At 61.4% G+C, this 25,779-nt stretch carries 20 protein-coding genes; 12 read left to right on the top strand and 8 right to left on the bottom strand.

The annotated features are described in order from the left end of the window. Position 1: 1 nt before the first annotated feature. The 3 genes from minE to ORD17_RS04965 all read left to right on the top strand — a co-directional run bounded on the left by minE (position 2) and on the right by ORD17_RS04965 (position 2,695). Entirely contained in the window at positions 2-262 is a 261-nt protein-coding gene (minE, locus tag ORD17_RS04975; protein WP_308389774.1) for a cell division topological specificity factor MinE, read from the top strand. An 11-nt stretch (positions 263-273) separates the two neighbouring features. After that, the gene (gene corA, locus ORD17_RS04970) at positions 274-1,383 is read left to right on the top strand and encodes a magnesium/cobalt transporter CorA (RefSeq protein ID WP_308389773.1); all 1,110 of its coding nucleotides are present in this window, start codon (positions 274-276) and stop codon (positions 1,381-1,383) included. 130 nt (positions 1,384-1,513) lie between these two features. Further along, positions 1,514-2,695, top strand: coding sequence for a glycerate kinase (locus tag ORD17_RS04965; protein ID WP_308389772.1), 1,182 nt, complete (start codon positions 1,514-1,516; stop codon positions 2,693-2,695). On the opposite strand, the gene ORD17_RS04960 is transcribed toward ORD17_RS04965, so the two are convergent. Both ORD17_RS04960 and ORD17_RS04955 read right to left on the bottom strand, forming a co-directional pair. After that, positions 2,692-3,990, bottom strand: coding sequence for an MFS transporter (locus ORD17_RS04960; RefSeq protein WP_308389771.1), 1,299 nt, complete (start codon positions 3,988-3,990; stop codon positions 2,692-2,694). The two genes, ORD17_RS04965 and ORD17_RS04960, sit on opposite strands and share 4 nt — an antisense overlap. Before the next feature lie 231 nt (positions 3,991-4,221). After that, a complete protein-coding gene (locus ORD17_RS04955; RefSeq protein WP_308389770.1) occupies positions 4,222-5,034 on the bottom strand; it encodes an IclR family transcriptional regulator in 813 nt (270 codons plus the stop codon). Between the two features lie 93 nt (positions 5,035-5,127). On the opposite strand from ORD17_RS04955, the gene ORD17_RS04950 reads away from it, so the two are divergent. The 5 genes from ORD17_RS04950 to glcF are packed head-to-tail and all read left to right on the top strand — an operon-like array spanning position 5,128 to position 12,433. After that, positions 5,128-7,353, top strand: coding sequence for a phosphoketolase (locus tag ORD17_RS04950; RefSeq protein ID WP_308389769.1), 2,226 nt, complete (start codon positions 5,128-5,130; stop codon positions 7,351-7,353). A 4-nt stretch (positions 7,354-7,357) separates the two neighbouring features. Further along, entirely contained in the window at positions 7,358-8,668 is a 1,311-nt protein-coding gene (locus tag ORD17_RS04945; protein WP_308389768.1) for a four-carbon acid sugar kinase family protein, read from the top strand. Continuing rightward, positions 8,665-10,134 carry an FAD-linked oxidase C-terminal domain-containing protein gene (locus tag ORD17_RS04940; protein WP_308389767.1) on the top strand — a complete coding sequence of 490 codons (1,470 nt, stop codon included), beginning with the start codon at positions 8,665-8,667 and terminating at the stop codon, positions 10,132-10,134. The genes ORD17_RS04945 and ORD17_RS04940 overlap by 4 nt, the downstream gene beginning before the upstream one ends. A gap of 1 nt (position 10,135) precedes the next feature. After that, positions 10,136-11,203 (top strand): glycolate oxidase subunit GlcE, encoded by a 1,068-nt coding sequence (gene glcE / locus ORD17_RS04935; RefSeq protein WP_308389766.1) that lies wholly within the window; start codon positions 10,136-10,138, stop codon positions 11,201-11,203. Between the two features lie 9 nt (positions 11,204-11,212). Then, positions 11,213-12,433 carry a glycolate oxidase subunit GlcF gene (glcF, locus tag ORD17_RS04930; protein WP_308389765.1) on the top strand — a complete coding sequence of 407 codons (1,221 nt, stop codon included), beginning with the start codon at positions 11,213-11,215 and terminating at the stop codon, positions 12,431-12,433. 122 nt (positions 12,434-12,555) lie between these two features. Here the strand turns inward: glcF and dhaM are convergent, their stop codons facing one another. From dhaM to glpD, 6 genes are read right to left on the bottom strand one after another with little or no spacing between them, the layout of a single operon-like run. Then, complete coding sequence (gene dhaM / locus ORD17_RS04925; RefSeq protein WP_308389764.1) at positions 12,556-14,859, bottom strand: dihydroxyacetone kinase phosphoryl donor subunit DhaM; 2,304 nt, start codon at positions 14,857-14,859, stop codon at positions 12,556-12,558. Between the two features lie 2 nt (positions 14,860-14,861). Then, the gene (dhaL, locus tag ORD17_RS04920) at positions 14,862-15,467 is read right to left on the bottom strand and encodes a dihydroxyacetone kinase subunit DhaL (RefSeq protein ID WP_308389763.1); all 606 of its coding nucleotides are present in this window, start codon (positions 15,465-15,467) and stop codon (positions 14,862-14,864) included. Between the two features lie 10 nt (positions 15,468-15,477). Further along, entirely contained in the window at positions 15,478-16,479 is a 1,002-nt protein-coding gene (dhaK, locus tag ORD17_RS04915) for a dihydroxyacetone kinase subunit DhaK (protein ID WP_308389762.1), read from the bottom strand. Beyond that, a complete protein-coding gene (locus ORD17_RS04910; protein ID WP_308389761.1) occupies positions 16,476-17,456 on the bottom strand; it encodes an MIP/aquaporin family protein in 981 nt (326 codons plus the stop codon). The genes dhaK and ORD17_RS04910 overlap by 4 nt, the downstream gene beginning before the upstream one ends. Before the next feature lies 1 nt (position 17,457). Beyond that, a complete protein-coding gene (gene glpK, locus ORD17_RS04905; RefSeq protein WP_308389760.1) occupies positions 17,458-18,963 on the bottom strand; it encodes a glycerol kinase GlpK in 1,506 nt (501 codons plus the stop codon). A 24-nt stretch (positions 18,964-18,987) separates the two neighbouring features. Next, positions 18,988-20,490 carry a glycerol-3-phosphate dehydrogenase gene (glpD, locus tag ORD17_RS04900; RefSeq protein WP_308389759.1) on the bottom strand — a complete coding sequence of 501 codons (1,503 nt, stop codon included), beginning with the start codon at positions 20,488-20,490 and terminating at the stop codon, positions 18,988-18,990. Between the two features lie 185 nt (positions 20,491-20,675). Between glpD and ORD17_RS04895 the strand changes: the two genes are divergently transcribed. The 4 genes from ORD17_RS04895 (at position 20,676) to ORD17_RS04880 (ending at position 25,779) form a co-directional block, all read left to right on the top strand. Next, positions 20,676-22,280 (top strand): hypothetical protein, encoded by a 1,605-nt coding sequence (locus ORD17_RS04895; protein ID WP_308389758.1) that lies wholly within the window; start codon positions 20,676-20,678, stop codon positions 22,278-22,280. Next, positions 22,261-23,736: a hypothetical protein gene (locus ORD17_RS04890; protein ID WP_308389757.1), complete on the top strand. Its 1,476-nt coding sequence runs from the start codon at positions 22,261-22,263 to the stop codon at positions 23,734-23,736. Before ORD17_RS04895 ends, ORD17_RS04890 begins: the two co-directional genes overlap by 20 nt. A gap of 220 nt (positions 23,737-23,956) precedes the next feature. Continuing rightward, positions 23,957-24,874, top strand: a complete 918-nt coding sequence (locus tag ORD17_RS04885; protein WP_308389756.1) for a ribokinase — start codon at positions 23,957-23,959, stop codon at positions 24,872-24,874. Next, positions 24,871-25,779: a substrate-binding domain-containing protein gene (locus ORD17_RS04880; RefSeq protein WP_308389755.1), complete on the top strand. Its 909-nt coding sequence runs from the start codon at positions 24,871-24,873 to the stop codon at positions 25,777-25,779. Before ORD17_RS04885 ends, ORD17_RS04880 begins: the two co-directional genes overlap by 4 nt.

Here is a 25,779-nt window from a genome sequence, read left to right as displayed (position 1 = left end):
GATGTCCTTCCTCGATTATTTTCTCGGATCGCGAAAGAAAACAGCAGCGGTCGCCAAGGATCGCTTGAAGCTGATCCTAGCACATGAGCGCAGTGCCGATACCCCTGATTTCCTTCCCGCCTTGCAGGAAGAGTTACTGGCGGTCATCAGCAAGTACATGCCCGTCGAAAAGGATCGGATTTCCGTACATATGGAGCGCCGTGGAGATTTTGAGGTACTGGAGCTCAACATTCTCTTTCCGGAGCAACATTCGCCGGGCTAACGAGGGAACAGATGGCCAAACGTCGCCGCGTTTCACGTGAAACCAAGGTTGCCGGACAAGTGCAGCGCAGCGGCCTACCGCCAGGGACGTTGATCGACAAACCGGGCAGCGTTCCGGCTGAACTCCGCCTAGTAATCTACAGTCCGCAGAACTACTCCCTGGACAAGGAGGCAAGCATTGCTGGCGCCGCTGCTAGTACCGAGGCAAATCGCGGGGTAATCTGGCTGCACTTTCACGGTACGCCAAGCCGGGCGCAACTAGAGGAATTGGGCGCGCGTTTCGAAATCCATCCCCTGACCCTGGAAGACATTCAAAGCGCACAGCAGCAGGCGAAGCTCGAGCCTTTCGAGAACTACGTCCACCTGCAGTGTCAGCAGATATCGCGGCATGGTCACGAGTTCCTAGTCACCCCTTTCCACATCATTCTACGAGAAGGCCTGGTGATCAGCGTCGCAGCTGGCCGGCAAGAGCTGACCGGAGTGCTGCTGGACCGCATACAGAATGAGCAATCGCGGCTTCGCCGCAGCGGGGCGGAATACCTCGTCTATGCCTTGCTCGATCTGGTGGTGGATCAGGCCTTTCCGGCTTTACAAGGCTTCACCGATGGAGTGGAACGCCTGGAGGAAGAGCTTCTGCAGCGCACCCATAAAGGGCAACTTGCCGAAATACAGCAGAGCAAAAGAGACCTGATCCTGTTCAACCACGTCCTCTGGCCCATGCAGGAAATGGTTTCCCGCCTGAACCACAGCATCGGCGAGCACCGCCTGCTGCCCGACCGGTTACGTCCCTTTTTGAATGACCTCTACGACCACACCATTCAACTCATGAGCCTGCTCAACAGCGAGCGTGATGTGGTCAGTGGTCTCATGGATATCTACCTGTCAATGGTCAACAATCGCTTGAGCGACATCATGCGTGTGCTGACCATCATCTCTACCATTTTCATCCCCCTCACCTTCATCACCGGCATCTATGGAATGAATATCGACGGGATCCCGTTGTTGCACTTCCGCTACGGCTTCGCAATCGTCGTGGCTGCGATGTGGCTCGTCGCCCTCGCTATGATCGTGTACTTTGCCAAGCGCGGCTGGATCTTTCAGCGCAACAAGCACGAATCATAAGTGGATTTCAGGGCCCTCCTCTCCCCCTCAGCGCGCCTGCGCGACGCCCTGCTCTTCCAAAGGCTGCTATCCTGATAGGGGATCTCTCGGCAGATCGCCGGGTCCCGAATGCAAAAAAAGAGACCGACCAATGACTGGACAGACGCCACGCTCCCTGCGCTTTCTGATTGCGCCCGATCATTACAAAGGCACTATGAGCGCCCCTGCCGCCGCGCAGATCATTCAGCAAGCATTTGCCGAGGTATTTCCTGCTGCGATTTTTGACCTCCTACCCCTCGCCGATGGCGGAGAAGGGACCGCCGAAGCGTTCCTGCAGGCCCAAGAGGGAAGCAGCGAAAGAGTCGCGGCGCGCGATCCTTTGGGGCGATGGTGCCAGGCCAATCTTGTCCTCATCGACGCGGGAAAAACGGCGGTGGTGGAAATGGCCCAGGCGAGCGGCCTCCTGCAACTGCAGCCAGAGGAACGCGACCCCCTGCAAACGAGCAGCCAAGGTACCGGCGATCTGATCCGCGCGGCCCTGGATCATGGCGCGGAGACGATTCTCATCGGCCTCGGTGGCAGCGCCACCAACGACGGGGGGATGGGCATGCTCAGCGCTCTCGGTGCCCGTTTTTACGACGCGCAGGGCAGACAACTAGATCCCGCCGGCAAGCATCTTACCCGCGTTAGCGCGGTAGACCTTAGCGAGCTCGATCCGCGCCTTGCGCGGGTGCGGCTGGAGGCGATCTGCGACGTGGACAATCCCCTTCTTGGTCCCACGGGGGCGGCCCAAATCTACGGCCCACAGAAGGGGGCAGATGCCGACGCCGTCCGCACTCTGGAGATGGGCATGACCAACTACGCTCGTCAGCTCGAGAAAGCGTCTGGTCGGACCCTTGCTGCCTTGCCGGGTGCCGGTGCCGCGGGCGGTCTTGGCTTCGCCTGCCTCTTCCTGGGTGCACGCCTGCGCCCAGGAATCGAGATCATCGCCGAACTGCTGCACCTGGAGCAACGTATTGCTGCAGCAGACTTGGTCGTGACCGGCGAAGGCTGTGTCGATGAACAGACCCTGCACGGCAAGACCGTAGCTGGGGTGCTGCGCCTCGCCCAACGCCAAGGGCGACCGGTAATCATTCTTGGCGGTGCCCTGCAAGGTGCTGCGGAGACTTGGCGAAAGCTAGGGGCGACGGCGATCTTCAGCACCGTCGCCGCGCCCCTCAGTGAGTCCGAAATTCTCGCCGCTGGTCCCGAGAACCTGCGGCGAACCGCCCGCGGCGTTGCCGCCACCCTAAGCTGCGCCTTCCGTCTCGCTGGCGAGGGTACCGCGTCTTAGCCGACCGCCGCACCCACATCGCCGCTGGGCGCGACGCTGCGCTTTGCTTCGAGGTCGATGGGCAGCGGGGTGCGCATGGCCCAAAGGTTGATGAGCATCCCCAATCCGGCCAAAACCGCCATCACCCAAAAGACCCCGGACCAGCCGACGGTACCAATCAGGATCGACGAAGAAACCGGGCCGATCGCGCTGACCGAATTGGAGATCAGACCAATCGCGAAGGCACCGGCCCCCATGGTTGCCACGGGAAAGCAATTGCAGGGCGATGCCCAGTAGTTGGGAGGCGTCGCCATGGTACAGGCGACCACCAGGGCGGAAATCAGAAACCAGGTGTAGGACACCGGTGCAACGTACAGAATCATCAAGGCGCCGAGGATTACCGCACCGTTGGCGAGACTGATGACCCGAAGCCTGGCGTTGATGACACTACGATGGGAACTATCGCGCCGGGCCCAAAGATCGCCGAGCAGGGCACCGAAAATGGCAGCAACAAAGCCCATCAAGCCCCAAATGAACATCACATTGCCGGTCTGTGTCGGATGGTAGCCCAGGTGGTAGGCATAGAGAGGCAGGAAGCCGCCAATGGTGAACAGTGCCCAGTTGTTGGGGATCTGGACGATGCCCATGATCCAAGTCATCGGATAGGACCAGGCACTGCGATGGTGGGAGGACTTGGATTGTTTGATGTCGGCGGCATGGCTTGCGGCATCCTTGGCAAACAGAAAATAAATCACCGCACCCAGCACCATGATCCCGGCGGTGATGAAATAGACATTCTGCCAGCCCAGGGATGCCAGGCTACCCGTGACGATGCCACCCACAGCCCCGCCGAGGGTGATGGCGCCGAGCATCGCCGCCAGGGAGATGCCCCGTTGGCTGGACCGGAACCATCCGCCGAGTTGCAGGGAAAAAAGGGCGATCATCATGATCATCAAACCCTGACAAAAGCGCAGGACCACCAACAGGAGCAGGGATTTGGTGAGCGGGATGAGAATGGGTAACAGAATTTGCGGCACGATCAGAAACACCTGGGCCAACAGCACGCCCAGCTTGATGCGCGTATCAAAGATGCCTCCATGCCCAAGAAAAAAGGCCACGAAGAGGCCCACGGAAAAGGCGTCCACGCCGGCGGTGGCGAGCGTCGACGCGGAAACCCCCATGGCCTGCGCCATGGCCGGTGCGGCCACCCCAAAGGCGGTCAAGGACATGAAACTGGTGGTCATGATGATCCCCGCCACCGCTGCCATTACCCAGCGATACGGCGATGAGTACTCCGGCAATTCTCGAATATCCATGGCTTACTCTCCTCTCAGTAATACATCCTCCGCACCTGCGAAGGTAAGGCGGAATTTCGGGCGGCTGGGATATAAGAGAATAATAATTTGACAATACATGGAGTTAGCGCCCTATTCACCGCTAGTTCAGGCTAGTTCCGAGAATTTTTTTCCGCAATGTTCCGTTATTCCACGATGCGGAACTTTCATCACCCTTTGGCAGCCCAGGTCCGTGCTACGGGTTTGCTTTTGTCAGCGAGACAGGGGCCTGTAATCGGGGTGCTCCGGATAATGCACATTGAGGGTGACCTTGCGCCCGCGCAGGTTGCGAACGATACGCCGCCCTGCCTCGTGCAGAAGCTTGCTCCAGGCGAGTTGTCGTCGCTCGATGGGGGCCGAGATGCTCAGACCCACCCGCCATGGCAGCTTTGCTTCGAGAAGCACGGCAAGGCAGCCGACACCCTCCTCGGCCTCTTCATTATCGAGGGCAAAGCCGCGTTCGCGGGTTGCCTGCAATTCTGCGAGCAGGGCGGGAAGGGAGCGCAGCGAATGCCGGGTGAGGGCGGGAAGGCCGGAGCGGCGTGCGTAGGCAGCAATAGCCTCGGCATCGCCACGGGCGAGCATGAGCTTGCCCACGGCAGTGCAATGCAGGGGCGCGCGACTGCCGATGATCTGCTCCACCCGCATCAGACGACGGGGTGAAACGCGTGCCACGTACAGCACCTCATCCTGCTCCTGGATACTCAGATTTACCGTCTCCTGCACCTGGTCGCGCAACCAAAGCATGGTCGGTCTCGCCAAGGTGCAGAGGTCGTTGCGCCCGGCAATGAGTTCTGCCCAGTCTGCGAGCTGTGCTGCAAACAGGTAATGCCCTTGCGCGTCGCGGGTCAGCAACCCATTCGCCTGCGCCGCCGCGAGGATGCGAAAGGCAGTGGAACTGGCAAGGCCGGTTTCCGCGGCAAGGACTTTGAGACTCGCCTCTCCGCCTTCGGCTGCGAGGGCGTCGAGAAGCGCGCGCAAGCGGTCAATGACCTGTATTCCCGAGGAAACCTGTGCCTTGGCCATATGTTTATCCCGTATCATGGAAAATAATCTTCATTGCGGAATAGTAAGTTTCTTCCTAGAGTGAAAACAAGATTTCTGCCGATGGACCAAACGATGCAAACTTCTACCCCCGAGCACCGTGAATTTTCCGATTTTCGCCACGGTATCCAGCAGTTCGGCATGCCTTGGAGCATCGATGCCGACTGTGGCCACGCAGCCGTGGTAGCGAAGGACAGCGGTTGCATAGCCGATCCCACCAGCCGGACTGCTGCCTATCAAGCGCTTTTGCTGGCGGATGCGCTGCGTTACTGCACCTTGCAGGTTTGTGCCGCGAAGTCCTCGGGACATCCCGGCGGCTTCGCCTCCAGCGCCGAGGCTTATGCCGCCTTAGTCCTCCTCGGGCACACCAATATCGTGACCGAGGTAGGCCACCATGCCCCCGGCTTCTACAGCGCCATGTTCCTGGATCGCTCCCTGGAGAGCATGGGGATCCGGAACATGCAGGACTTCATGGAGCGCTACCGGGAGCGTCACGGCCTGCTCGGGCATCTCTCCGGTGCCATTCCTGGCCTCCTCGCTCCCGCCGGTCCCCTGGGCCAAGGGCAACATTTCGCCATGGCCGGGGCCTTACTGCATCCTGGCGTCCTGTTTCCGGTGACCATCGGCGATGGTGGCCTCGGCGAGCCCTATGTGCTGAGCAGCATGAAGCATTTCCACTTTGCCTACCCCCAAGTCACCAATTACCTGCCCATACTGGTCTGGAATGGCTTCAGCCAGGAGCATCATTCGATGATCTCGCGCATGAGCAATGCAGAGATGATCGCCTACTGGCGTGCCCACGACTTCGACGAGGTGATTCTGGTCGATGCCAAGGACTACGACGATGCCGGGCAGGCTGGTCCCTACGTCGACTCCACCCGTTTCTCCGAAGCTGGCCGCATGGCCTTCATGCAAGCGGTGCTGACCGGCATGGCCAAGGCAGCGGCGAGTGCCCTCGCCGGTCGTCATACGGCATTCCTGCTCAAGCAACTCAAGGGTGCCGGGGTACACACGACGGGCGCCAAGGCACACAACCTCCATCCCCAAGACACCCTGGAATCCCCGGAAATCCGTAGCGCTTTGGCCCAACGTGCCCTGTCCCCCGAAGCTTGGGCACTGGTGCGCGAAAACTGCGTGCGTGCCGGCGGTGGGCCAGCGGCGCGGACGGTGGTCACGGAACGGGAACTGGAACTTCCCGCCCTGGGCGAATTTCCTCTGCATGCGTATCCCCTCGGTGAGACGGCGGTGCCCGCCACGGCCATGGCGGCTTTGGTCGCCTGGCTCGGCACCAGGGATCGCCACTTTGTGGTCAGCAACGCCGATGGTACCGAGGCCTCGAACATGAAAGCCATCAACGAGGCCTTGAAGATACGCCATCCGACTCCCGATCCGCTCTACCACCAGGAACCAGGCGGGCAGGTCTATGAACCGCTGAGCGAAGACGCCTGCGCCGGCCTAGCGGCGGGTCTTGCCCTCTTTGGTGGGCGCGCGTTGTGGTTGTCGTATGAGTCCTTTGCCATCAACGGTTGGCCCATCGTCCAAACCGTGGGCCAGGCCATGGCCGAGCTGCGTCGGCGCACCCCTTCCTTGGTCTGCATGTTCACCGCTGGGGCCCTGGAACAGGGCCGTAACGGCTGGACCCATCAGCGCCCGGAAATCGAGAGTTACATCGCTGCACAGATGCGTAACGGCAATGTCTTTCTGCTCTATCCGCCTGATGCCAACAGCATCCAAGTCGCCTATGAGATGGCGGTAAACAGTCACAACAAGATCATGACCATTATCGCCTCGAAGAGCCCGCTGCCGGTGCGCTTGAGTTTGGCCGATGCCCGCCGTGGCCTGCATGAGGGGGCAATCACCCTCGCGGAGGCGGGAGAGGGTGAGCGGGGGAGCATCGTCTTTGCCGTCCTTGGCGACATGGTCCTACTGCCCGTTTTTGCGGTGCAGGACGATCTCGTGGCGGCGGGCTATCGCGTGCGTATTGTATCCGTCATCAACCCGCGCCAGCTCTATCGGCCGGAAGATGTGGCGCAGGAGGATATTGCCGAGCTCGATCGCGGCTTCCTCGACGATGCCGCATTCCACGCCCTCTTCGATGCCGATCTCCTGGTGGGCTTTAGTGGCGGGCCGGCAACCGCCCTCGAACCCGTGCTCCTGCGCAGTCGCCATCGCGCCCGCGAGATTTTTGCCTGGCAACGGGGCGATACCACCGCCTCCGCCGGGCAGCTCCTGGGCCTGAATGGCCTCGCCCGCGAACAGATTCGCGAGCGGCTGCAGAAACGTCTGGCGACCCTGGAGTAACGGCATGAGCAAGATCATCGTCATCGACGACGATCCGACGGGATCGCAAACCGTGCATAGCTGTCTCCTCCTGACTCGTTGGGATGCTGCCAGCCTGCGGAGCGCCCTCGACGATCCCGCACCGCTCTTTTTCCTGCTCGCCAACACCCGCGCCCTGCCCGCCGCTGCCGCTGCCCACCGTATGCGGGAGATCTGTAGTGGCCTGCGCGCGGTTCTCGCAGCGAGGCCGGCGCTGCAGCCCCTCATCGTCAGTCGTTCCGATTCCACTCTGCGCGGTCACTATCCCCTGGAAACCGATATCCTTAGCGAAGAGCTCGGACCTTTCGACGCACTCTTCCTGGTGCCGGCTTTCTTCGAAGGTGGCCGCATCACCCGGGGGGGAACCCAGTACCTGCTTCAGGATGGGCGCTTGCTGCCGGTGCACGAAACGGAATTTGCCAAGGATTCGGTCTTTTCTTTTCATCACAGTTACTTGCCGGATTACGTGGAAGAAAAGACGGGCGGACGCATTCCCGCCGCAGCGGTTCGCGTTCTCCGCCCCGCTGATCTGGCGCAGCAGGGCAAGGAAATCCTCCGTACCCTGACGGGTAATGTCTGCGTCGTAGTGGATGCCGAGACCCCTGCCGATCTCGTACGCTTCGCAAACACCGTGCGCGCCGCTCAGCAGGCTGGCAAGCGTTTTCTCTTTCGCAGCGCTGCCAGTCTGCTCACTGCCTTGGCCGATCTACCGCCGCAACCGGTCGCCCCAGAGGCGATGGGACGGTTTCGTAGAGGGAACACTCCCGGCGTCGTCCTCGTGGGTTCCCATGTGCGCAAAAGCAGCGAACAGCTTGAAGTCCTCCTCCAAGAGGAGGGGGTCGCCGCCATCATGGTAGACGTCGACCGCTGTCAGGGGGCGTCGCGAGCCGCCTATCGCGAGGAACTGCTTGGACAGTCTCGGGCGTTCTTCGACAGAGGTCTTGATTTGGTCATCTATACCAGTCGCGAGGAGCGCCGTTTTACCAGCGATGCCGAACGATTGGCCTTTGGCGAGGCAGTATCACGCTTTCTCATGGAACTCCTGCAAGGCCTGCCGCGAGAGATCAGCTTCCTCATCGCCAAGGGCGGCATAACCTCCAACGACACCTTGAGCGAGGGCCTGGCACTGGCAATGGTACGCAGTATGGGGCAGATCCTACCGGGTTGTAGTCTGGTCCTCTGCCCACCGGAGCACCCGCGTTTTCCCGCGCTACCGGTGGTGATTTTTCCCGGCAATGTCGGCAACCGCGACGCCCTCGCCCTGGTGCGACGGCGGTTGCGTGGAGAGGCAGCATGAGCACGAATACCCTCGCCGAAGAAGAGTTCTTCCCTGCCCTGGCAGCGCTCCTCCCCGAGGACGGGCTGCTGCGGGATGCCGAAAGCCTGCGCCCCTACGAATGCGATGGGCTTTCTGCCCTGCGCGCCTTGCCTTGGTGTGTCGCCTTGCCGGAAACCCCGGCGGCAGTGCAAGAAATCCTGCGCCTCTGCCATGCCCATGGTGTCGCCGTAGTGCCACGCGGAGCGGGCACCGGACTCTCCGGCGGGGCGCGGCCCACGTCCTCCGCTTTGCTTCTCTGTCTCGCCCGGCTGCGCGACCTGGAAGAACCGGATTTGCGCAGTCGTTCCATCCGCGTCGGCCCTGGGGTGCGGAATCTCGCGGTGAGCGAGAAGGTGCGCCCCCACGGCCTTTACTATGCTCCCGATCCTTCCTCGCAGATCGCCTGCAGTATTGGTGGCAATGTGGCGGAGAACTCCGGCGGCGTGCATTGTCTGAAGTACGGTCTCACCACGCACAACGTATTTGCCGTGGAGCTCTGCGACAGTAGCGGCCAGACCCTGCAGATTGGCAGCCTTGCGCCTGATGAGCCGGGCTACAATCTGCTTTCCCTGGTCATCGGCAGCGAGGGGCTCCTCGGCGTGGTCACCCGCTGCCAACTGCGCCTACTGCCCATCCCTCCCCAGACCCTCGTGCTGCTTGCCTCTTTTCCCTCGGTACGGCAAGCGGCGGAAAGCGTCGGCGCCATCATTGCCGCCGGCATCCTCCCTGCCGGCCTGGAAATGATGGATCAACTGGCGATTCAGGCCGCCGAGGACTTCGTTCATGTCGGCTATCCACGGGAGGCGGCGGCCATCCTTTTGTGCGAATTGGACGGCGAGGAAGATGAACTGCAAGAACAACTGCAACAGGTGGAGGAGATCCTGCGCGCCCAAGGGGCAGAAGAACTCCGTGTCGCCCGCGACGAGGCTACCCGCATGGCTCTCTGGAAGGGACGCAAGGCGGCCTTTCCGGCGGTGGGTCGCATCGGTCCCGATTACTACTGTATGGATGGCTCCATTCCCCGGCAAAAACTGGCCGAAGTGCTCGAGCAGATCAAGCTCCTGGCCCGCGACTACGGCTTGCGCGTGGCCAATGTATTCCATGCTGGCGACGGCAACCTGCACCCGCTCATCCTCTACGACGCCAATGAGGAGGGGCAGCAGGAACGTGCCGAGGCCCTCGGTACGCGCATTCTCGAACTCTGTGTGGCCGTTGGCGGTACGGTGACGGGCGAACACGGGGTCGGCGTGGAAAAGCTCGACGGTATGTGCGTGCAATTTTCGGCGGCGGAACTCGCGCAATTGCATCGCATCAAGGAGGCCTTCGATCCCGCGGGTCTGCTCAATCCCGGCAAAGCCGTGCCCAGCCTGCATCATTGCGCCGAACTCGGCGCCATGCATGTGCATGGCGGCAAGCTTCCTTTTCCCGAGCTGGAGCGTTTCTGACATGGATCGCAGCGACGAAATACAACAACAGGTCGTCGCTGCCTTTGAGAGCCGCACGCCTCTGGCAATACGCGGCGGCGGCAGCAAAGATTTTTACGGTCGGCGGCCGGCAGCCGCAACCGTCCTCGAATTGCGCGGGCACCAAGGCATCCTCGAATATGAACCCCGAGAACTCTTTCTCCGCGCCCGCGCCGGAACGCCGTTGCGGGAGATCGAGACCACGCTGGCGGAACGGGGGCAGATGCTGGCCTTCGAACCGCCGTACTTCTCCCCCCATGCCACCTTTGGTGGCTGTGTAGCCAGTGGCCTTGCCGGCCCGCGCCGACCCTACGCCGGCGCCGTTCGTGACCATGTCCTGGGGGTCCGCCTGCTCAACGGTCGCGGTGAGGATCTGCGCTTCGGCGGCAAAGTGATGAAGAATGTGGCGGGTTACGATGTCTCGCGTCTCCTGGTCGGCTCCCTCGGCAGCCTGGGCGTGCTCCTGGAAATCACCTGCAAGGTCCTGCCGCTTCCCGCTTCCACCTGCAGTGTCGCGCTGGATCTTTCCACCGGCGACGCCCTCGAGCAACTCGCGACCTGGTCCCTGCGCGCCACCCCCATCAGCGCCGCGGCGCACGACGGGGAGCGCCTGTACCTGCGCCTTGCCGGCGCCACCAGCCGCGTACGCAACTTTGCCGCCAGCGTCGCTGGGGAAGTTCTCGAGGACGAAACGGGAAATCGTTTCTGGGAGGATTTGCGTGAGCAACGCTTGCCCTTCTTTGCCGGCGACGCCCCCCTCTGGCGCCTGGCCCTGCCAGCTGGACGCCCTCCGACGCCGGACGCCTTCGGCCCTGCCTTTCTCGATTGGGGCGGGCAACAACGCTGGCTGCGCGGCCCCCTCGATGCCCAAGCCCTGCGTGCCTGGGCCGCGGCCCAAGGCGGCCATGCCACGGTCTTCCGAAACGCGCAGCAGGGCGTCGAGATCTTTCCCGACTTTCCGCCAGCGCTCCTCGCCCTGCAGCAGCGGCTCAAAGCGGCCTTCGACCCTGCCGGCATTCTCAATCCTGGCCGGTTCAAGCCGAGCCTATAGGAAAGACCGATGCAAACTCGACTCGCTCCGCGCTATCAAGGCAACCCCATCGCTCAGGAGGCAGAGGCGATTCTGCGCAGCTGCGTCCATTGCGGCTTTTGCAACGCTACCTGCCCCACCTACCAGGTCCTCGGAGACGAGCTCGATGGCCCGCGCGGACGCATCTACCTCCTCAAGGAGTTGCTCGCGGGGGAAGAGGCGCGGGAGACCACCCGTTTGCACCTGGATCGCTGCCTCTCCTGTCGCGCCTGCGAAACCACCTGCCCTTCAGGGGTGCGCTATGGTCGCCTCCTCGAGCTTGGGCGTCATCTGCAAAATTCTGCGCTGCCCCGCTCCCCGGATGCGGTACTCAAACGACGACTGATCCGCGCCATCATCAGTCAACTGCAACGCTTGCGTCCCCTCCTGGGGGTCGCGCAGGCTCTGCGGCCAATCCTTCGTGATCCTGTCGCCCGCACCCTGCCGGCCCCGACGCCTGTCCCCAGGCCCATCCCGGTCACTAGCCCTCGGCGCGGAAAGGTCCTTGCCCTCGCGGGTTGCGTGCAGAGTGTGGCAACCCCGCGTACCGAAGCGGCCTTGCAGGCGATTCTCGCCAAGCTGGGCTACACCTTGCTGCATGGCACCGGCGCGGGTTGTTGTGGGGCCCTGAGTCTACACCTGGACGCCTGGGAGGAGGCGCATGCGCAGATCCGGCGCAACATCGATGCCTGGTGGCCCGCCATCGAGGCTGGGGTGGATACCATCCTCATCAGCGCCAGCGGCTGTGGCAGTGTCGTCAAGGACTACGGCGAAATTCTCCGGAACGATTCGCACTATGCCGCCAAGGCTGCCCGCGTCGCTGCCCTGGCTCGCGATCCCTCGGAGTGGCTCTACGCCCATCGCGACGAACTCTCGCAGGCAACCGCGGAACAGGCACGGATCGCCTTCCATTCCCCTTGCTCCCTGCAACATGGCCAACGCATCCAGGGCCTCGCCGAAGCCATCCTGCAACGCCTGGGCTACCGCCTGTTGCCCGTGGCAGACAGCCACCTTTGCTGCGGCTCCGCCGGCAGCTACTCCCTCTTGCAACCGCAGCTGGCGCAGGAACTGCGGCGGCGCAAGCTGAAAAATCTCGAGGCAGAAAAGCCGCAGTGGATTGCCACCGCCAATGTCGGCTGCCAACTCTTCCTTGCCCAAGCGACGCAGACGCCCCTGCGCCATTGGTTGGAGCTGGTCGCCGAGCTTTTGTGAAAGCTGTCGCATTCCAGTGCTAACATGGCATTCCAAGCAAGCTGTTTACGGAAGCGCCCGATATGGGGCAAATATGGGCGGCGTCGCTCCCTACAGCAACTCTACGGCGATGTTCGCCTCGCTCATCTGCGCTCCTCGGCGTGCAGCGCCTGGAGAACCCCTGCGAAACGGTGGGGACTCATCGATAGGCGGCGTATGCCCAGCCGTACCAGCATCAAGGCGAGTCGGGGATCTCCCGCGGCCTCTCCGCAAACGGAAACGGGGGCATCGAGCTCTGCCAGAAGTCGCGCAATCAGACTGAGAACGGCATGCTCCCCGGCGTCAACGAGCGAACGCAGGCGGTCATCACCACGATCGGCAGCCAAAACATATTGGGTGAGGTCGTTGGTGCCCACCGACACGAAGTCCGTAATGCCACGGAAGCTGGAGGCCTCGAGCAACATCGCTGGCACTTCGGCCATGATGCCCACCGGCACGGGCCAGGCGTGTTCATGGCCCTGCGCTTGCAATTCCCCATGAACGGATGCCAGCAGCGATCGGATTTCGACGACTTCCTGCGGATTACTCACCATGGGAAGCATGATGGCAATCGCCTGACGGTAACCCGCGCGAAGAATCGCGGTTAGCTGCATTCGCAAAAAATCAGGACGCGCAAGCAAGGCACGAATGCCGCGCAATCCGAGGGCAGGATTTTGCTCTGCAGGCAAGTCGAGGAAAGGCAATGCCTTGTCGGCACCGGCGTCGAGAAGCCGGATGACCGACTGGCGCCCCGTCATGGCGAGAAGTATTTGCTGCAACTGACGGATCTGCTCTTCTTCACTCGGCATCTGCCATCGGTCCAGATAGAGAAACTCCGTGCGCAACAGTCCTATGCCGAATGCCCGCAAACGCTGGGCTTCGCGGGCCTCTGCCAGCGATCCGACATTCGCCCAGAATTCGATCTGCGTCGCATCGTCAACGCGCAAGGTGCCGGAAAAATCTGCCGGCAAAGCAAGGGGTTCGCCCTGTGCGTGGCGTGCTCGCAGCGCCTGAATCTGCTCTTCCTGAGGGGCGATGAGGATTTCTCCCGTAGCCCCATCCATCGCTGCCCAGACTCCGCTGCGCAAAGCGGAGTCACGGGCGTTGATGACGTAGGGAATTCCTGCAGCGCGAAGCAGGATTGCGGCATGGCTGTTCGCTGCACCCCGTCGATCGAGCACACCCAGCACCTGCGCCGGATCGAGATTGGCGGCCTGGGACGGCAACAAATCGTCCACCAACAGAAGGTGTGGGGTGTCCGTCGCGGTCTCCGCCTCCCTGACCCCAAGCAGTTCTTGCAATACTCGCCTGCCGAGATCACGCCAATCCGCCGCACGCGCGCGCAAGAGCGGCTGGTGCAGGGATTCGATTTCCTGCACGAGGGCTTCCACCGCCGCCACCCAGGCGTGGGCAGGTCCTTCGCCCTTTGCGAGTTCGGCGTCGATCAACTGCAGTAAACGCGGGTCTGCAAGTAAGGCGCGCTGGGCAGCGAGGATATCGTTCCCTTGTTCTTCCCCGGACACGACGCTGATTGCCTGCCGGATCCGTGCGGCCCCGTGGGCATCGGCAGGCTCTGCCTTTGGCAGGAAGTCCCGCAATCCATTCTGCGCTGCGAAGACCTGGCCCACGGCAATGCCGGGCACGACGCCCCGCGCGTGCGTTTCCTGGGCATCCTCGGCGGGGCCGCCAAACAGTGCATCCAGCCGCGCCGCCACACTCGGAGCAAGAGGCTCTTGACTGTATACGCAAAGCGTCTCGCCGCGCCGCAGCTCCAAGGCCAGTAGGGCGCTGAGGCTTCTGGCAGGCGCCAAGTTTGGTTCCGCGTTCGCCCGACCGATCCAGAGATCCACTCCCGCATCCCCCGCAAGCAGCACCAGATCGGCTGCGGGACGCAGATGCAGGCCAGCAGGGTCTTTCAGGGAATAACAGCGCTTGTGCAACGCTGCTGGCGCCGGCGTTGGCAGCCCCGAGCCCGCAGGACTGGTAGCACCTGGCAACGCACGCTGTTTTGCAGCCAGGGCATTTTCTGCTTCCTGCGCGACCACCGCGAGCTCCGCGCCAGCCTGGGCTGCCAATGCCCCAGCCATGGCGCCTTCCACGAATGGCGCCGAGCAAAGCGCCACGTTTTCCTGTTGTTCGGGCGGCAGAAATTCCAGGGCCATCTGCGCACTCAACAGGGCACTCCCCAAATCCATGAGGATCAGCACCGGCCGTGGAACGAGCGTCGCCAATGCCGCCGCGATGTGTGTGGCGTCGGTGCCGAGCTCCCGGCCATCGTCCCCCGCTCCCGCCGCCAGCACGATCGGCACGGAATCGCCCGTCACTTGCCGCAGCAGAGCTTCCGTTGCCTCGGCGAGGTCCTGGCTGTGGGAGACGAGCAACAGTGCAACCGGCAGCGAAGTTGCCACGCTCAGTCCCCCGCACGCGCCAGGCAGGTAAAGAGCAGGGCGGCGGAGGCAGCACCGGGGTCGGCATGGCCGATGGAGCGTGCGCCAAGATAACTGGCGCGACCCTTACGCGCCTGCAGGGGGATCGTCGCCGCGAGCCCGGCCTCTGCCGCCCGCGCCGCATCGGCAAAGCTGCCGCGCGCGACAAGTACCTCGACCGCAGGCATCAGCGCATCCAGCATGGTCTTGTCGCCAGCGCTGGCCTTGCCCAGGCGTTGTATGCCGGCGATACCACTCTGCAAACAATGTCCGAGATCCTCGGGTTGGAAGGTCGCCGCCGAACCCATGGCCTTGGCGGTCTCGAGGAAGAAGGTGCCATACAGTGGCCCAGAGGCGCCGCCCACGGATCCGATCAAGGTCATCGCCACTCCCTTCAGCAACTCTCCAGGGGTGCCCGAAGTGACGCTCGCCAATTTCTCCACTACCTTGCTGAAGCCACGGGAAAGATTGCTACCGTGATCGCCATCCCCGATTGCCGTATCCAACTGATCGAGGCTACTCCTTTCCTGCAACAGCCGCTCGTGAACGCAGCGCATCCACGCCATCAGGGCCTTGCTATCAAAGTCCATGGCACACTCCTCAAACACCCCAACGCAGCGCCGCGGTATGGACCGGAGCATCCCACCATCGCTGCAGATCGGGTTCCAGGCGCAGGACCGTGATCGCCACCCCGGCCATGTCCAGGCTGGTCATGTACGATCCCACCAAGCGCCGCTGGACATGCAGGCCGTAGTCACGCGCGATTGCTTCGGCCGCCCGGTACACGATGTAGAGCTCGAGCAAAGGCGTGGCCCCGAGGCCATCCACGAAAAGGAGCACGGGATCCCCTGGATGAAACGGTAGATCGCTCAGGATCGGCTCCATCAGCATCCGCGTCAGCTGATCCGCCGATGCCATGGGAATCCGTTGTCGCCCGGGTTCGCCATGGATGCCCACACCGAATTCGATCTCCTGGTCACCGAGCTGAAAGCCTTCCTGACCCGTGCTCGGATTGTGGCAGGGCCCGAGCGCCAGGCCCATGGAGCGCGCCTGCCCATTCACCCGTTTGCCGAGCGATGCCAAGTCCGCCAGCTTCATGCCCGCGGCCGCCGCGGCACCGCAGATCTTTTCCGCCAGTACCGTTGCCCCGACACCGCGTCGTCCCGCGGTGTAGAGCGAATTCTCGACGGCGACGTCATCATCGATCAGCACCTGCTCCACTGCCACACCCTCTTCCTGCAGGATATCCGCGGCCATCTGAAAGTTCAGTACATCGCCGGTGTAGTTCTTGACCAGATGCAGCACCCCGGCGCCGCCATGGGCGGCAAGGGACGCGGCCGCAATCTGGTCCGGGGTAGGACTGGTAAATACCGCCCCTGGACAAGCGGCATCCAGCATCCCTGCTCCCACGAAGCCGGCGTGCATGGGCTCATGGCCCGAACCGCCACCGGAGATGATCGCCACCTTGCCAGATATCGGCGCATCCTTACGCAAGACATAACTGGGGTCCGTGTGTACCTGCAGCAGATCCCCATGGGCGAGGGCCATCCCGGCAAGGGATTCGCTGACCACGGCCTCTGGATCATTGATCAATGCCTTCATTGTTTTGCCTCCTCTGCTTCGATTTGCGTGCGCACCTCATCCAGCGCTTTTTGCAACTTTTCCAGCTTGAAACCCAGACCCTTCTGTTCGACGCGCGGCTGCTTCTCCTGCAAGAGCTTGGCCCGAGCGCAGAGAGTGCGACTGATCATCCACTCGTAAGCATAGACGGCAATCGCCGCCCCGATGAGGGGGCCGACGATGGGTACCCACCAGTAGCCATGCGGACCGGGAAAGGCGTTGGCGCCCCAGCCCTGCAGCCAGCAAAAAAAGCGGGGACCAAAGTCACGGGCAGGGTTGATGGCGTAGCCGGTACCCACCCCAAAGGACATACCGATGGCCGCCACCGCGAAGCCGATCATCAGCGGCGCCAGATTGGCGCCGGGTCCGACATTCATGTTGTCGATGATGGCGAGAACAAAGAGCAAGAGAAAGAAGGTCGCCACTACCTGATCGAGCAGGGCGAGACCCATCTGATTGCCGTAGTACGCGGCCGGAAAGGTGGCAAAGATGCTGAAAGTGGTCAGCCCGCCGGGTGCCGCCCGCGACAGGACGTCATGGGTCAGATTCCACTTGTCGATAGCGAGAAAATAGTCGTAATAGACGATGGCGGCGCCAGCAAAGCAGCCGACCACCTGGGCAATCCAGTAAGGTGCGACCTTGCGCCAGGGAAAATTGCCGCGCAAGGCAAAGGCTAGGGTGACCGCCGGGTTGATGTGCGCCCCGGAGACTCCGCCTGCTACATAGACTGCCATGGCGACCGCCATCGCCCAACCCCAGGTGATCAGGAGCCAACCCCCGGCTCCCTGGAAAATCACCAGAGTACGATGCGACTCCGTCAAACCAACCACCGCCACCGCCACACAACCGGCGCCGAAGGCGAGCAGCACAAAACAACCCAGAAACTCGGCGATCATCTCCGCCCAGATGGAGTGCGCCCGCCAACCCGTTTTCACGCCCACAGCCACTGATGTATTCATCTCAGTTTCCCTCCACCCAAGCAAAGGAACGCTCTACCGCCTTCTTCCAGGAGTGATACAGGCGACCCCGATCGCCGTCTTCCATCTGCGGATTCCAGACATGGTCAACGCCCCAATTGGCGCGGAGATCCTCCGTGCTTTGCCACAGGCCCGTAGCCAGGCCGGCGGCATAGGCGGATCCCAGGGCGGTGGTTTCGACGATACGGGGACGTTGCACCGGCACGGCGAGCATATCGGCCTGGAACTGCATCAGCAGCTCATTCACGACCATACCGCCGTCGCTGCGCAAAGCTCGCAAACGGATACCACTATCCACTTCCATCGCCTCGACGACATCGCGCACCTGATAGGCCGTCGCCTCGAGGGCGGCGCGCGCCAGATGGGCCTTGGTGGCGAAGCGGGTCAGGCCAGCGATCACCCCACGGGCATCTTCCCGCCAATAGGGTGCGTACAGGCCGGCAAAAGCGGGAACGATGTAGACATCACCGTTATCCGGCACACTGCGCGCCAGCGCCTCGATCTGCTCGGCCAGGTCAAAAAAGTGCAGGTTATCGCGTAACCATTGGACCAATGCCCCGGCGATGGCGATGGAGCCTTCCAGGGCATAGTGGGTCGGCTCCTGGCCAAAGCGATAGGCCACCGTGCTCAACAAGCCGGCCTTGGAATGGACCGCTTCCGATCCCGTGTTCATCAGCAGAAAGCAACCGGTGCCGTAGGTATTCTTTGCCTCGCCGGGCGCAAAGCAGGTCTGCCCGACCAAGGCCGCTTGCTGATCGCCGAGCATGCCTGCCAGAGGCGCACCGCGCAGAGGGGCGGTGCGGATTTCACCATAGATCTCACTCGCAGAAACGATCCGTGGCAGACAGGAGGCGGGTATGCCGAACTCGGTGAGGAGCTCCTCATCCCAGCGGCAAAGCCGCAGATCCATGAGCAGGGTCCGGCTGGCATTGCTGACGTCGGTGATATGCAAACCGCCATCTTTGCCTCCGGTCAGGTTCCAGGCCAGCCAGGTGTTGATATTCCCAAACAGAGCGTCACCCTGCTCAGCCTTGCGCCGCGCTCCAGGAACGTTCTCCAGTAGCCAGAGTAACTTGAGCGCCGAAAAATACGTGGTGAGGGGCAAGCCAGTCTTCTCGCGAAACCACGCCTGATCCCGCTTTTGCAAGAAGCGACGCATCAACTGATCGGTGCGGGTATCCATCCAGACGATGGCCGGAGCGAGCGGCTCGCCACTGTGTCGGTCCCAAAGGACGGTGGTTTCCCGCTGGTTGGTGATTCCCACCGCAGACAGGTCGCCCGCCGTGAGGTTGGCGCGGGCCAAAGCGGCACCGACCACTTCATTGCTGTTGTTGAGGATCTCCAGAGGGTCGTGCTCCACCCAGCCTGGGTGCGGGTAGATCTGCCGGTGTTCCTTTTGCGACTGGGAAATGATCTTGCCGGCGTGGTCAAAAATGATGAAACGGGTACTGGTGGTCCCCTGATCGATGGCTCCGACGTAATTGGACATGTTATGTACTCCTTCTCGCGTTGCTCAGCGCTTGCTGATGGTTTTCTCCAGATATTGGCGCAGCCGTTGCTCGGTCCCGGAAGGTACGTGCAGGGAAAGCTTGGAACGTCGCCAAAGGATGTCCTCGGGGGTATTCGCCCATTCCTGCGCGACGAGATACTGTACTTCTGCCTCGTACAGCCCCCCGCCCAAATCCTCACCCAGTTCCTCCGGTCGCTGGTGGCCTGCCAGAATCCTCTCTGCGCGGGTGCCATAGGCGCGGGCATAGCGACGCAGCAAGGCGACCGGAAATCCGGCATATCGACTCGACAGCTGCTGCAGGAAACGGTCGAAGTCCGCGCCCGGGAAATCCCCGCCGGGCAGCGCCGCCGTCGCCGTCCAGGACTGACCCGTGGCCTTACCCAGCTCCGGCTCCAAAAGTTGCAGGGCATGTTCGGCCAGGCGCCGATAGGTGGTGATCTTGCCGCCGAAAACCGAGAGCACCGGCGCGCCGGGTCCTTTCTCAAGATCAAGGACATAATCCCGGGTCACCGCCGAAGCATTGGCCGCATGATCGTCATACAGGGGGCGCACGCCGGAATAGCTACGCACCACGTCTGCAGGAACGACGGGTTTTCGCAGATAACGGGAAGCACAGGCACAGAGGTATGCGGTCTCCTCGGGAGTGATCTGTACCTGCGCGGGGTCGCCGTCGTAGGGGATATCGGTGGTGCCGATGAGGCTGAAGGCACCCTCGTAGGGAATGACAAAAATGATCCGCCCGTCGGGATTCTGCAGGATGAAGGCAAAGTCCTCGTCATAGAGGCGGGGAACGATAATGTGGCTGCCCTTTACCTTGCGCACGCTTTTGTGGGTGGGTAGATGGAGCACCGTACCCAGGATGTCGCCCACCCAAGGACCGGCGGCATTGACCAGACAACGCCCAAGCAGTGTTTCCCGTTGGCCGCTGGCCGACTCGATTTCCGCATGCCAGACTCCATCGACGACGGCTGCCTTGCTCAGCGACGTGTGCAGCCGAATCTCCGCCCCCCGTTCCCGCGCGTCCATGGCATTGAGGATCACCAGCCGACTGTCCTCCACCCAGCAGTCGGAATAGCTGAAACCGCGCCGTATATTGTCCGCCAGAATCTCTCCCGCCGGATGTCGGGCAAAACGCAACGCCTGGGACGCGGGAAGACTCTGTCGTGGGGCGAGATGGTCATAGAGCCAGAGACCCGCGCGGAGCTTCCACCCGGCGCGGCTCCTTGGCCCTTCCGGCAGGATGAAGGTCAACGGCCAGATGATGTGTGGGGCGATGTGCAGGAGCCGCTCCCGTTCCATGAGCGCCTCGCGCACCAGGCGAAATTCATAATATTCGAGGTACCGCAATCCGCCGTGGATGAGTTTGGTACTGGCGGAAGAAGTGTGGGCGGCGAGGTCGTCCCGCTCGATCAGGGTAACGCTAAGTCCCCTTCCGGCAGCATCACGGGCTATACCCACGCCATTGATACCGCCACCGATGACCAGAATATCTTTTATATCGTTCATATCGACCCCTGGTTTTTTACTGCGGAAGCGTCCCGTCATTACGACGGGTATATTTATTGTAGAACAAAAAATAATGCGTACAGTTGGCAACTTATTTATATTCTGATAAGCACGATTGCCCCTTGTTATCCTATACTGTCAAGGATTGCGCAACGGCGCTTGGTGGAATAGCAATGACATCGGCAATGAGTCTGCTTTGGCCCGAGGGAGAGGCAAAACCGACCTCGACACCGGAAGCGGCAATTTTCCATGATCTCCATCTGCAGGAGATCTTTGACGCCGTCTGCGCGCCGGTAACGGATTTTGCGCTGGCTGATTGGTATCATGCCTTTCCCGGTAAATCGGCGGTCATTCGCCATCGCCAGGCCATTCTGCGCGATCTTTTACAGCCTTCGATGCGCAGCGTGTGGAGCAGCTTCACCCGGCGCATGCAGACCCTGCGCCGCCAGCTTGGGCAAGCGCAAAAACTCTACCATGATCGCCAGCGGCAACGCGTTCTTCTGGATGCCGTTTGCACGTATCAGACGGTCCTCCTTTCCTTGCGGGACGCTTTGGACGACGCCGCGCCAAAATCCGCTGCACTACGCAATGTACAGGAGGCGTTGCATCACGAATTACAGGCCCCGCAACGGCGGGAGATGCACGCTACTGCAACGGCGCTGCACGAGGAGCTGAATGCCCTGCGCTATGACCTGCAAATCTCCGGCAGTCACGTCAGCCTCTGGCGCCAATGTCTGCAACGCAATGTCGACCAGGAAATCATTCATACTTTTTCTCGTTTTCTGGCCACGCAAACGGACGAAGAGGACGAGCGGGAGGAACCAGGAAGCGGATGCATGGACCTCGATCCGGTGCAGGCTCGCGTCCTCGACGCCGTCGCCGAGCTGTTTCCCGAGCTGTTTGCTCGCCTGGCCAGCTTTTCTGAGCGTTGGGCACGGGCGAACCCGCAGGTTCCGTCGCAGGCCATCCCCGCCCTGGAAATGGCGCGCTACCCCTTCGTCTTTGTACCGCTTCTGCATTGGGAACGAGAGCTGCAATTCTATCTCGCCTTTCTGGACTTTCTCAGCCCCTTGGCAAGCGCGGGCCTCCCAAGCTGTGTCCCCGCACTCTGCGAGGAAGTAAAGCAGAGCCATGCCCAGGCTGCCTACGATTTGGCACTGGCTGCGCGCCTACGCGAGGAAGGACAAGAAATCCCTGTCCTGAATGATATCGACCTGTACGAGGGCGAGCGTATCCTGTTGGTCAGTGGCCCCAATCAGGGTGGCAAAACGACCTATGCCCGTTGTTTTGGGCAACTGCACTACCTTGCTGGCATCGGTCTACCAGTGCCCGCGCAGCACGCTGAACTCTTCGTTTGCGACGCTATTTATACCCATTTTGAACGCCGCGAAGACGCGGCAAGCCCGCGCAGCAAGCTCGAAGCAGACCTGCTTCGTTTACGTCACCATCTGGAGCGGGCGACGCCGCGCAGTATCTTCGTCCTCAATGAGCTGTTTCACTCCACCACCCTGGACGATGCCCGCTTTCTCAGTCAGGAATTGTTGCAGCGCCTGCGGCATCTCGACGCGCTGGTACTTTGGGTCAGTTTTCTCGATGAGCTCAGTCGCTCGGGTGCCGACGTCGTCAGCATTCTGAGCATGGTCGATGGCGAGGATGAGGACAAGCGCACCTTTCGCCTCCTGCGCAAGCCCGCCGACGGTCTGGCTCATGCCCTCTCTCTGGCCAGAAAATACGGCCTGGACTACCCACAACTCCTGGCAAGGATTGCCCATGCTGCCCCATCTTCTTGATCCGCAACTGAGTCTTTCTGCGCTTCCCACCAGCGCGCAGGAGCAGCGCCTGGTCGAGGATCTGGGACTTGCTGCCCTGTTTGCTGCCATGGCCGAGGACGATGAAGAACGCCGGGAGATCGTAGAGCGGGTGATCCTCCGCTGGCGCTCTCGCGATGCGGCAACATTACGCTACCGGCAAGATGTCTTGACCGACTTGAGCGCGCAGCCAGAACGCGCCGAAGCCATTTTCGCCATCGCCCAGAACAGTCTGGACTTACCCGGACAAAGTCATCAATTTCTGCTCTTCAGCAAATCTCCCAGTCGCCGATTACGGGCCAACACTGAGCTCCTGCAGGAATTGCTGCGCCAACTGCAAGCCTTGCGTGACCTGGGCAGAGAAGAAGGTACCTTCCATTCGGACGCCCTACGCAAGCTTTTCTCCCACCTGCAGCAAGAGATTGACGAGGGTTTTCTGCAAGCAGCGCAGGAAGCGCTGGCCGCGTTGCAACTGGACGAAGGCCTGCGCAGTGCCGCAGGGGTGGACGCCTTGGGACGCTGTGTCCCAGAGGCCTTACACGGTGGCATTGGCAGCCAGGGCTGGTTGGGAAAACTCTGGCACACCCAACACGAGGACGCCGGCTTCAGCATCGCTGACCGCGATGAGGCGGGTCAGACAGCGCTCGGCAAACTGCGAGAAGGCCTTCTTACGCAAACGGCGCAGGTTCTCGATGATGCAGTCGCGCGGGTGCTGCAGTTTTTTCGCCTGCTCCGCGACGAACTGCATTTCTATCTTGCCGCCATCACGCTACAGCAAAAACTTCAGCAACGAGAGATGTCCTGTTGTCTGCCGGAACTGCGGGATGGTGGCGGGCTGCTGAGCGTCACAGGCCTCTATTCGCCGGTCCTGCCTCTGCGCGGGGAAGACGCGGTGACCAACGACATCGATGCCAGCCATAGCTCCTTGATCATCATCACGGGTGCCAATCGCGGCGGCAAATCGACGCTACTGCGCGCCATCGCTATCGCCCAGCTCTATGCAGAAAGTGGGCTCTACACTTTCGCGAAAACCATGCAGATCAGCCTGTGCCGAGGAATTTTCAGTCATTTTCCCCAGGAGGAGGATGCTAAGCTGCAACACGGAAAATTTGCCGAGGAACTGCAACGCATGCAGGACATCGTACCCCATCTCCAGAGCGGAAGTCTGGTACTGTTCAATGAATCTTTTGCTGCAACCAACGAGCAGGAGGGAGCAGAAATTGCCAGGCAGATCACCTTGGCCCTGCGCGACGCCGGCGTCCGCCTGATCTTCGTTACCCATCTGTATCGCTTTGCCAAAAGGCTTTTTGATGAAGAAGGAGAGAATATTCTATTTTTACGCGCCAGCGGGGAGCCGGAACAACAGCGCTTCCAATTGCTTCCCGGCGCCCCGCAGGCGAGCAGCTTTGCCCAGGAGATCTATCAAAAAATTTTCTGAAGCGAAGAACTATCGCAATCAATCAATATAATTCATTGTTAACTTTATTACTCGGCAAAAATCATCAATTATTTCTATAATTGTTTTTCTTGCGCAACATCTTGCTGTGTCCTATACCTAAAAAGCCGTAAAGAAGTCGAAAAACAGGATATCGGGGAGATAATAGTGCGGATGACTCATTCCGTAGAGGATTTTTTACGCAATAATTGGCAGCAAGAAAATGTTGGCCGTTATTGGTAGTTGTAATGTTGATCTGGTGTTCCGGATCGACCGGGTACCGGGACCTGGGGAAACGCGAATTGCCAGTAATTACAGTCGGCATCATGGCGGCAAAGGCGCAAATCAAGCCGTGGCCGCGCGCCGTGCGGGAGCGGCGGTTCGGCTTATCGCCCAACTCGGCGAAGACGAGGCGGGGGAGCTTTTCTACCAATCCTTGGCTGCCGAGGGAATCGATCTCAGCGGCGTGCACCGCAGTTCGTTGCCTACGGGCTCCGCGTGTATCCTGCTGGAGGATTCCGGCGAAAACCGCATCACCGTCTACCCGGGCGCCAACCGCGACCGTCTCCAGCATGATCTCCAAACGCAGCTGCGCGATGCGGTTTTCGTGCTGGCGCAGCTCGAAATCGACCCGGAATTGGTTCTGCATGCGGCTCGGATCTGCCGCGCCCGAGGAATCCCCTTCGTACTCAATGCATCCCCGGTACAGGATCTTTCTTCAGAACTCCTGTCTTTGACCGATTTGCTCGTCATCAACGCCCAGGAGGCGGCGCAGATCGTGAATCAAGCGCTCGACCCGGGCAACGCCATGGACGCCGCCAGAGAACTGGCGCATGCACGCATGGGCGCGGTCATTACCCTTGGCGAGTACGGACTGGTGTGGGCCAGCGGCACCGAAGCTGCCCGCCTGCCCGCCTATTCGGTAGAAATAAGCGACAGCACAGGCTGTGGCGATGCCTTTGCCGGTGTTTTCGTTGCCAGCCTGGCAGCCGGGGCATCCTTGTCGGCCAGCGCTCAGCGGGCGAACGCCGCTGCTGCCCTCACAGCCACCGTCATCGGCGCGCAAGACGCCCTGCCACGACAACCCGAAATCGAACAGTTTCTCGCTTCCCACACCCCGCTAACGGAGGATCGATCATGAAAGCCAAAAAACCCGCCGCCCTGCTCCTTGCCACCCTCGGCAGTCTCGCTCTGCTTGGCACCGCCACCGCTGCGCCGCAGTACACCTTCGGTCTGCTGCTCTCGGCCATGACCCCCTATTTCGCTACCATCAAAAGTGGTGCCGAAACTGAGGCAAAAAAACTGGGAGTGCAGCTCCTGGTCGAAAACGGCAACAATGACTCCGCCACCCAGTCCAACCAGGTCGACACCCTCATCGCGCGTAAGGTCAACCTGCTACTGATCAACCCTACCGACGCCAAGGCCCTCATTCCCGCCGTGGAAAAGGCCAACGCAGCACATATTCCGGTGGTGTTCATCGATCGCAAGGCAGACGGCGGCCATGCCATCGCCTACTTTGCCTCAGATAATACCCAAGCCGGCGCCCAAGCCTGCCAATTTCTCGCCAATCGCCTGCATGGCAAGGGAAACCTGTTCCTGTTGCTAGGTATTTCCGGCGCCTCGGCCACCAATGAACGCACCGCCGGCTGTGACTCCGTGCTGCAACGCTATCCCAATATCCATGTCGTTGCCCGGCAATCTGGTCACTTCAGTAGGCGAGGCGGCCTGACGGTAACGCGCGAGGTCCTGATCGCGCATCCCAATCTGAATGCCATCTATGCCGAGAACGGTCAGATGGCCATTGGCGCCGTGCGCGCCGCCGAGGCGGCTGGACACCTCAAAAACCTCAGCATCGCCATGATCGGCAGCGGCAGTGCCGGTGAAACGCAGTTGGTCAAGGAAGGAAAAATCGCGCTCAGCGTCGCACAGCAACCGGCGGTCATGGGCGCCTTGGGGGTCGAGGCCGGATACAACTACCTGAAAACCGGTACGGTCTTCGTGCCCGTCCCGCTCCACATGGACTACGCGCCCGGCCAGCGTCCGTGA

This window comes from Acidithiobacillus sp. AMEEHan (assembly GCF_030996345.1).
Taxonomy (GTDB): Bacteria; Pseudomonadota; Gammaproteobacteria; order Acidithiobacillales; family Acidithiobacillaceae; genus Igneacidithiobacillus.
This window is presented reverse-complemented; position numbering and strand designations above follow the sequence as displayed.

Excerpts from the sequence above, each read along its gene's own strand:
- ORD17_RS04965 (WP_308389772.1), top strand. The coding sequence starts at position 1,514 with ATGACTGGACAGACGCCACGCTCCCTGCGCTTTCTGATTGCGCCCGAT.
- ORD17_RS04945 (WP_308389768.1), top strand. The coding sequence starts at position 7,358 with ATGAGCAAGATCATCGTCATCGACGACGATCCGACGGGATCGCAAACC.
- corA (WP_308389773.1), top strand. The coding sequence starts at position 274 with ATGGCCAAACGTCGCCGCGTTTCACGTGAAACCAAGGTTGCCGGACAA.
- dhaK (WP_308389762.1), bottom strand. The coding sequence starts at position 16,479 with ATGAAGGCATTGATCAATGATCCAGAGGCCGTGGTCAGCGAATCCCTT.
- ORD17_RS04880 (WP_308389755.1), top strand. The coding sequence starts at position 24,871 with ATGAAAGCCAAAAAACCCGCCGCCCTGCTCCTTGCCACCCTCGGCAGT.
- glcE (WP_308389766.1), top strand. The coding sequence starts at position 10,136 with ATGGATCGCAGCGACGAAATACAACAACAGGTCGTCGCTGCCTTTGAG.
- ORD17_RS04940 (WP_308389767.1), top strand. The coding sequence starts at position 8,665 with ATGAGCACGAATACCCTCGCCGAAGAAGAGTTCTTCCCTGCCCTGGCA.
- ORD17_RS04960 (WP_308389771.1), bottom strand. The coding sequence starts at position 3,990 with ATGGATATTCGAGAATTGCCGGAGTACTCATCGCCGTATCGCTGGGTA.
- ORD17_RS04895 (WP_308389758.1), top strand. The coding sequence starts at position 20,676 with ATGAGTCTGCTTTGGCCCGAGGGAGAGGCAAAACCGACCTCGACACCG.
- glpD (WP_308389759.1), bottom strand. The coding sequence starts at position 20,490 with ATGAACGATATAAAAGATATTCTGGTCATCGGTGGCGGTATCAATGGC.
- minE (WP_308389774.1), top strand. The coding sequence starts at position 2 with ATGTCCTTCCTCGATTATTTTCTCGGATCGCGAAAGAAAACAGCAGCG.
- dhaL (WP_308389763.1), bottom strand. The coding sequence starts at position 15,467 with ATGGACTTTGATAGCAAGGCCCTGATGGCGTGGATGCGCTGCGTTCAC.
- ORD17_RS04890 (WP_308389757.1), top strand. The coding sequence starts at position 22,261 with ATGCTGCCCCATCTTCTTGATCCGCAACTGAGTCTTTCTGCGCTTCCC.
- glpK (WP_308389760.1), bottom strand. The coding sequence starts at position 18,963 with ATGTCCAATTACGTCGGAGCCATCGATCAGGGGACCACCAGTACCCGT.
- ORD17_RS04910 (WP_308389761.1), bottom strand. The coding sequence starts at position 17,456 with ATGAATACATCAGTGGCTGTGGGCGTGAAAACGGGTTGGCGGGCGCAC.
- ORD17_RS04950 (WP_308389769.1), top strand. The coding sequence starts at position 5,128 with ATGCAAACTTCTACCCCCGAGCACCGTGAATTTTCCGATTTTCGCCAC.
- ORD17_RS04955 (WP_308389770.1), bottom strand. The coding sequence starts at position 5,034 with ATGGCCAAGGCACAGGTTTCCTCGGGAATACAGGTCATTGACCGCTTG.
- ORD17_RS04885 (WP_308389756.1), top strand. The coding sequence starts at position 23,957 with ATGTTGGCCGTTATTGGTAGTTGTAATGTTGATCTGGTGTTCCGGATC.
- glcF (WP_308389765.1), top strand. The coding sequence starts at position 11,213 with ATGCAAACTCGACTCGCTCCGCGCTATCAAGGCAACCCCATCGCTCAG.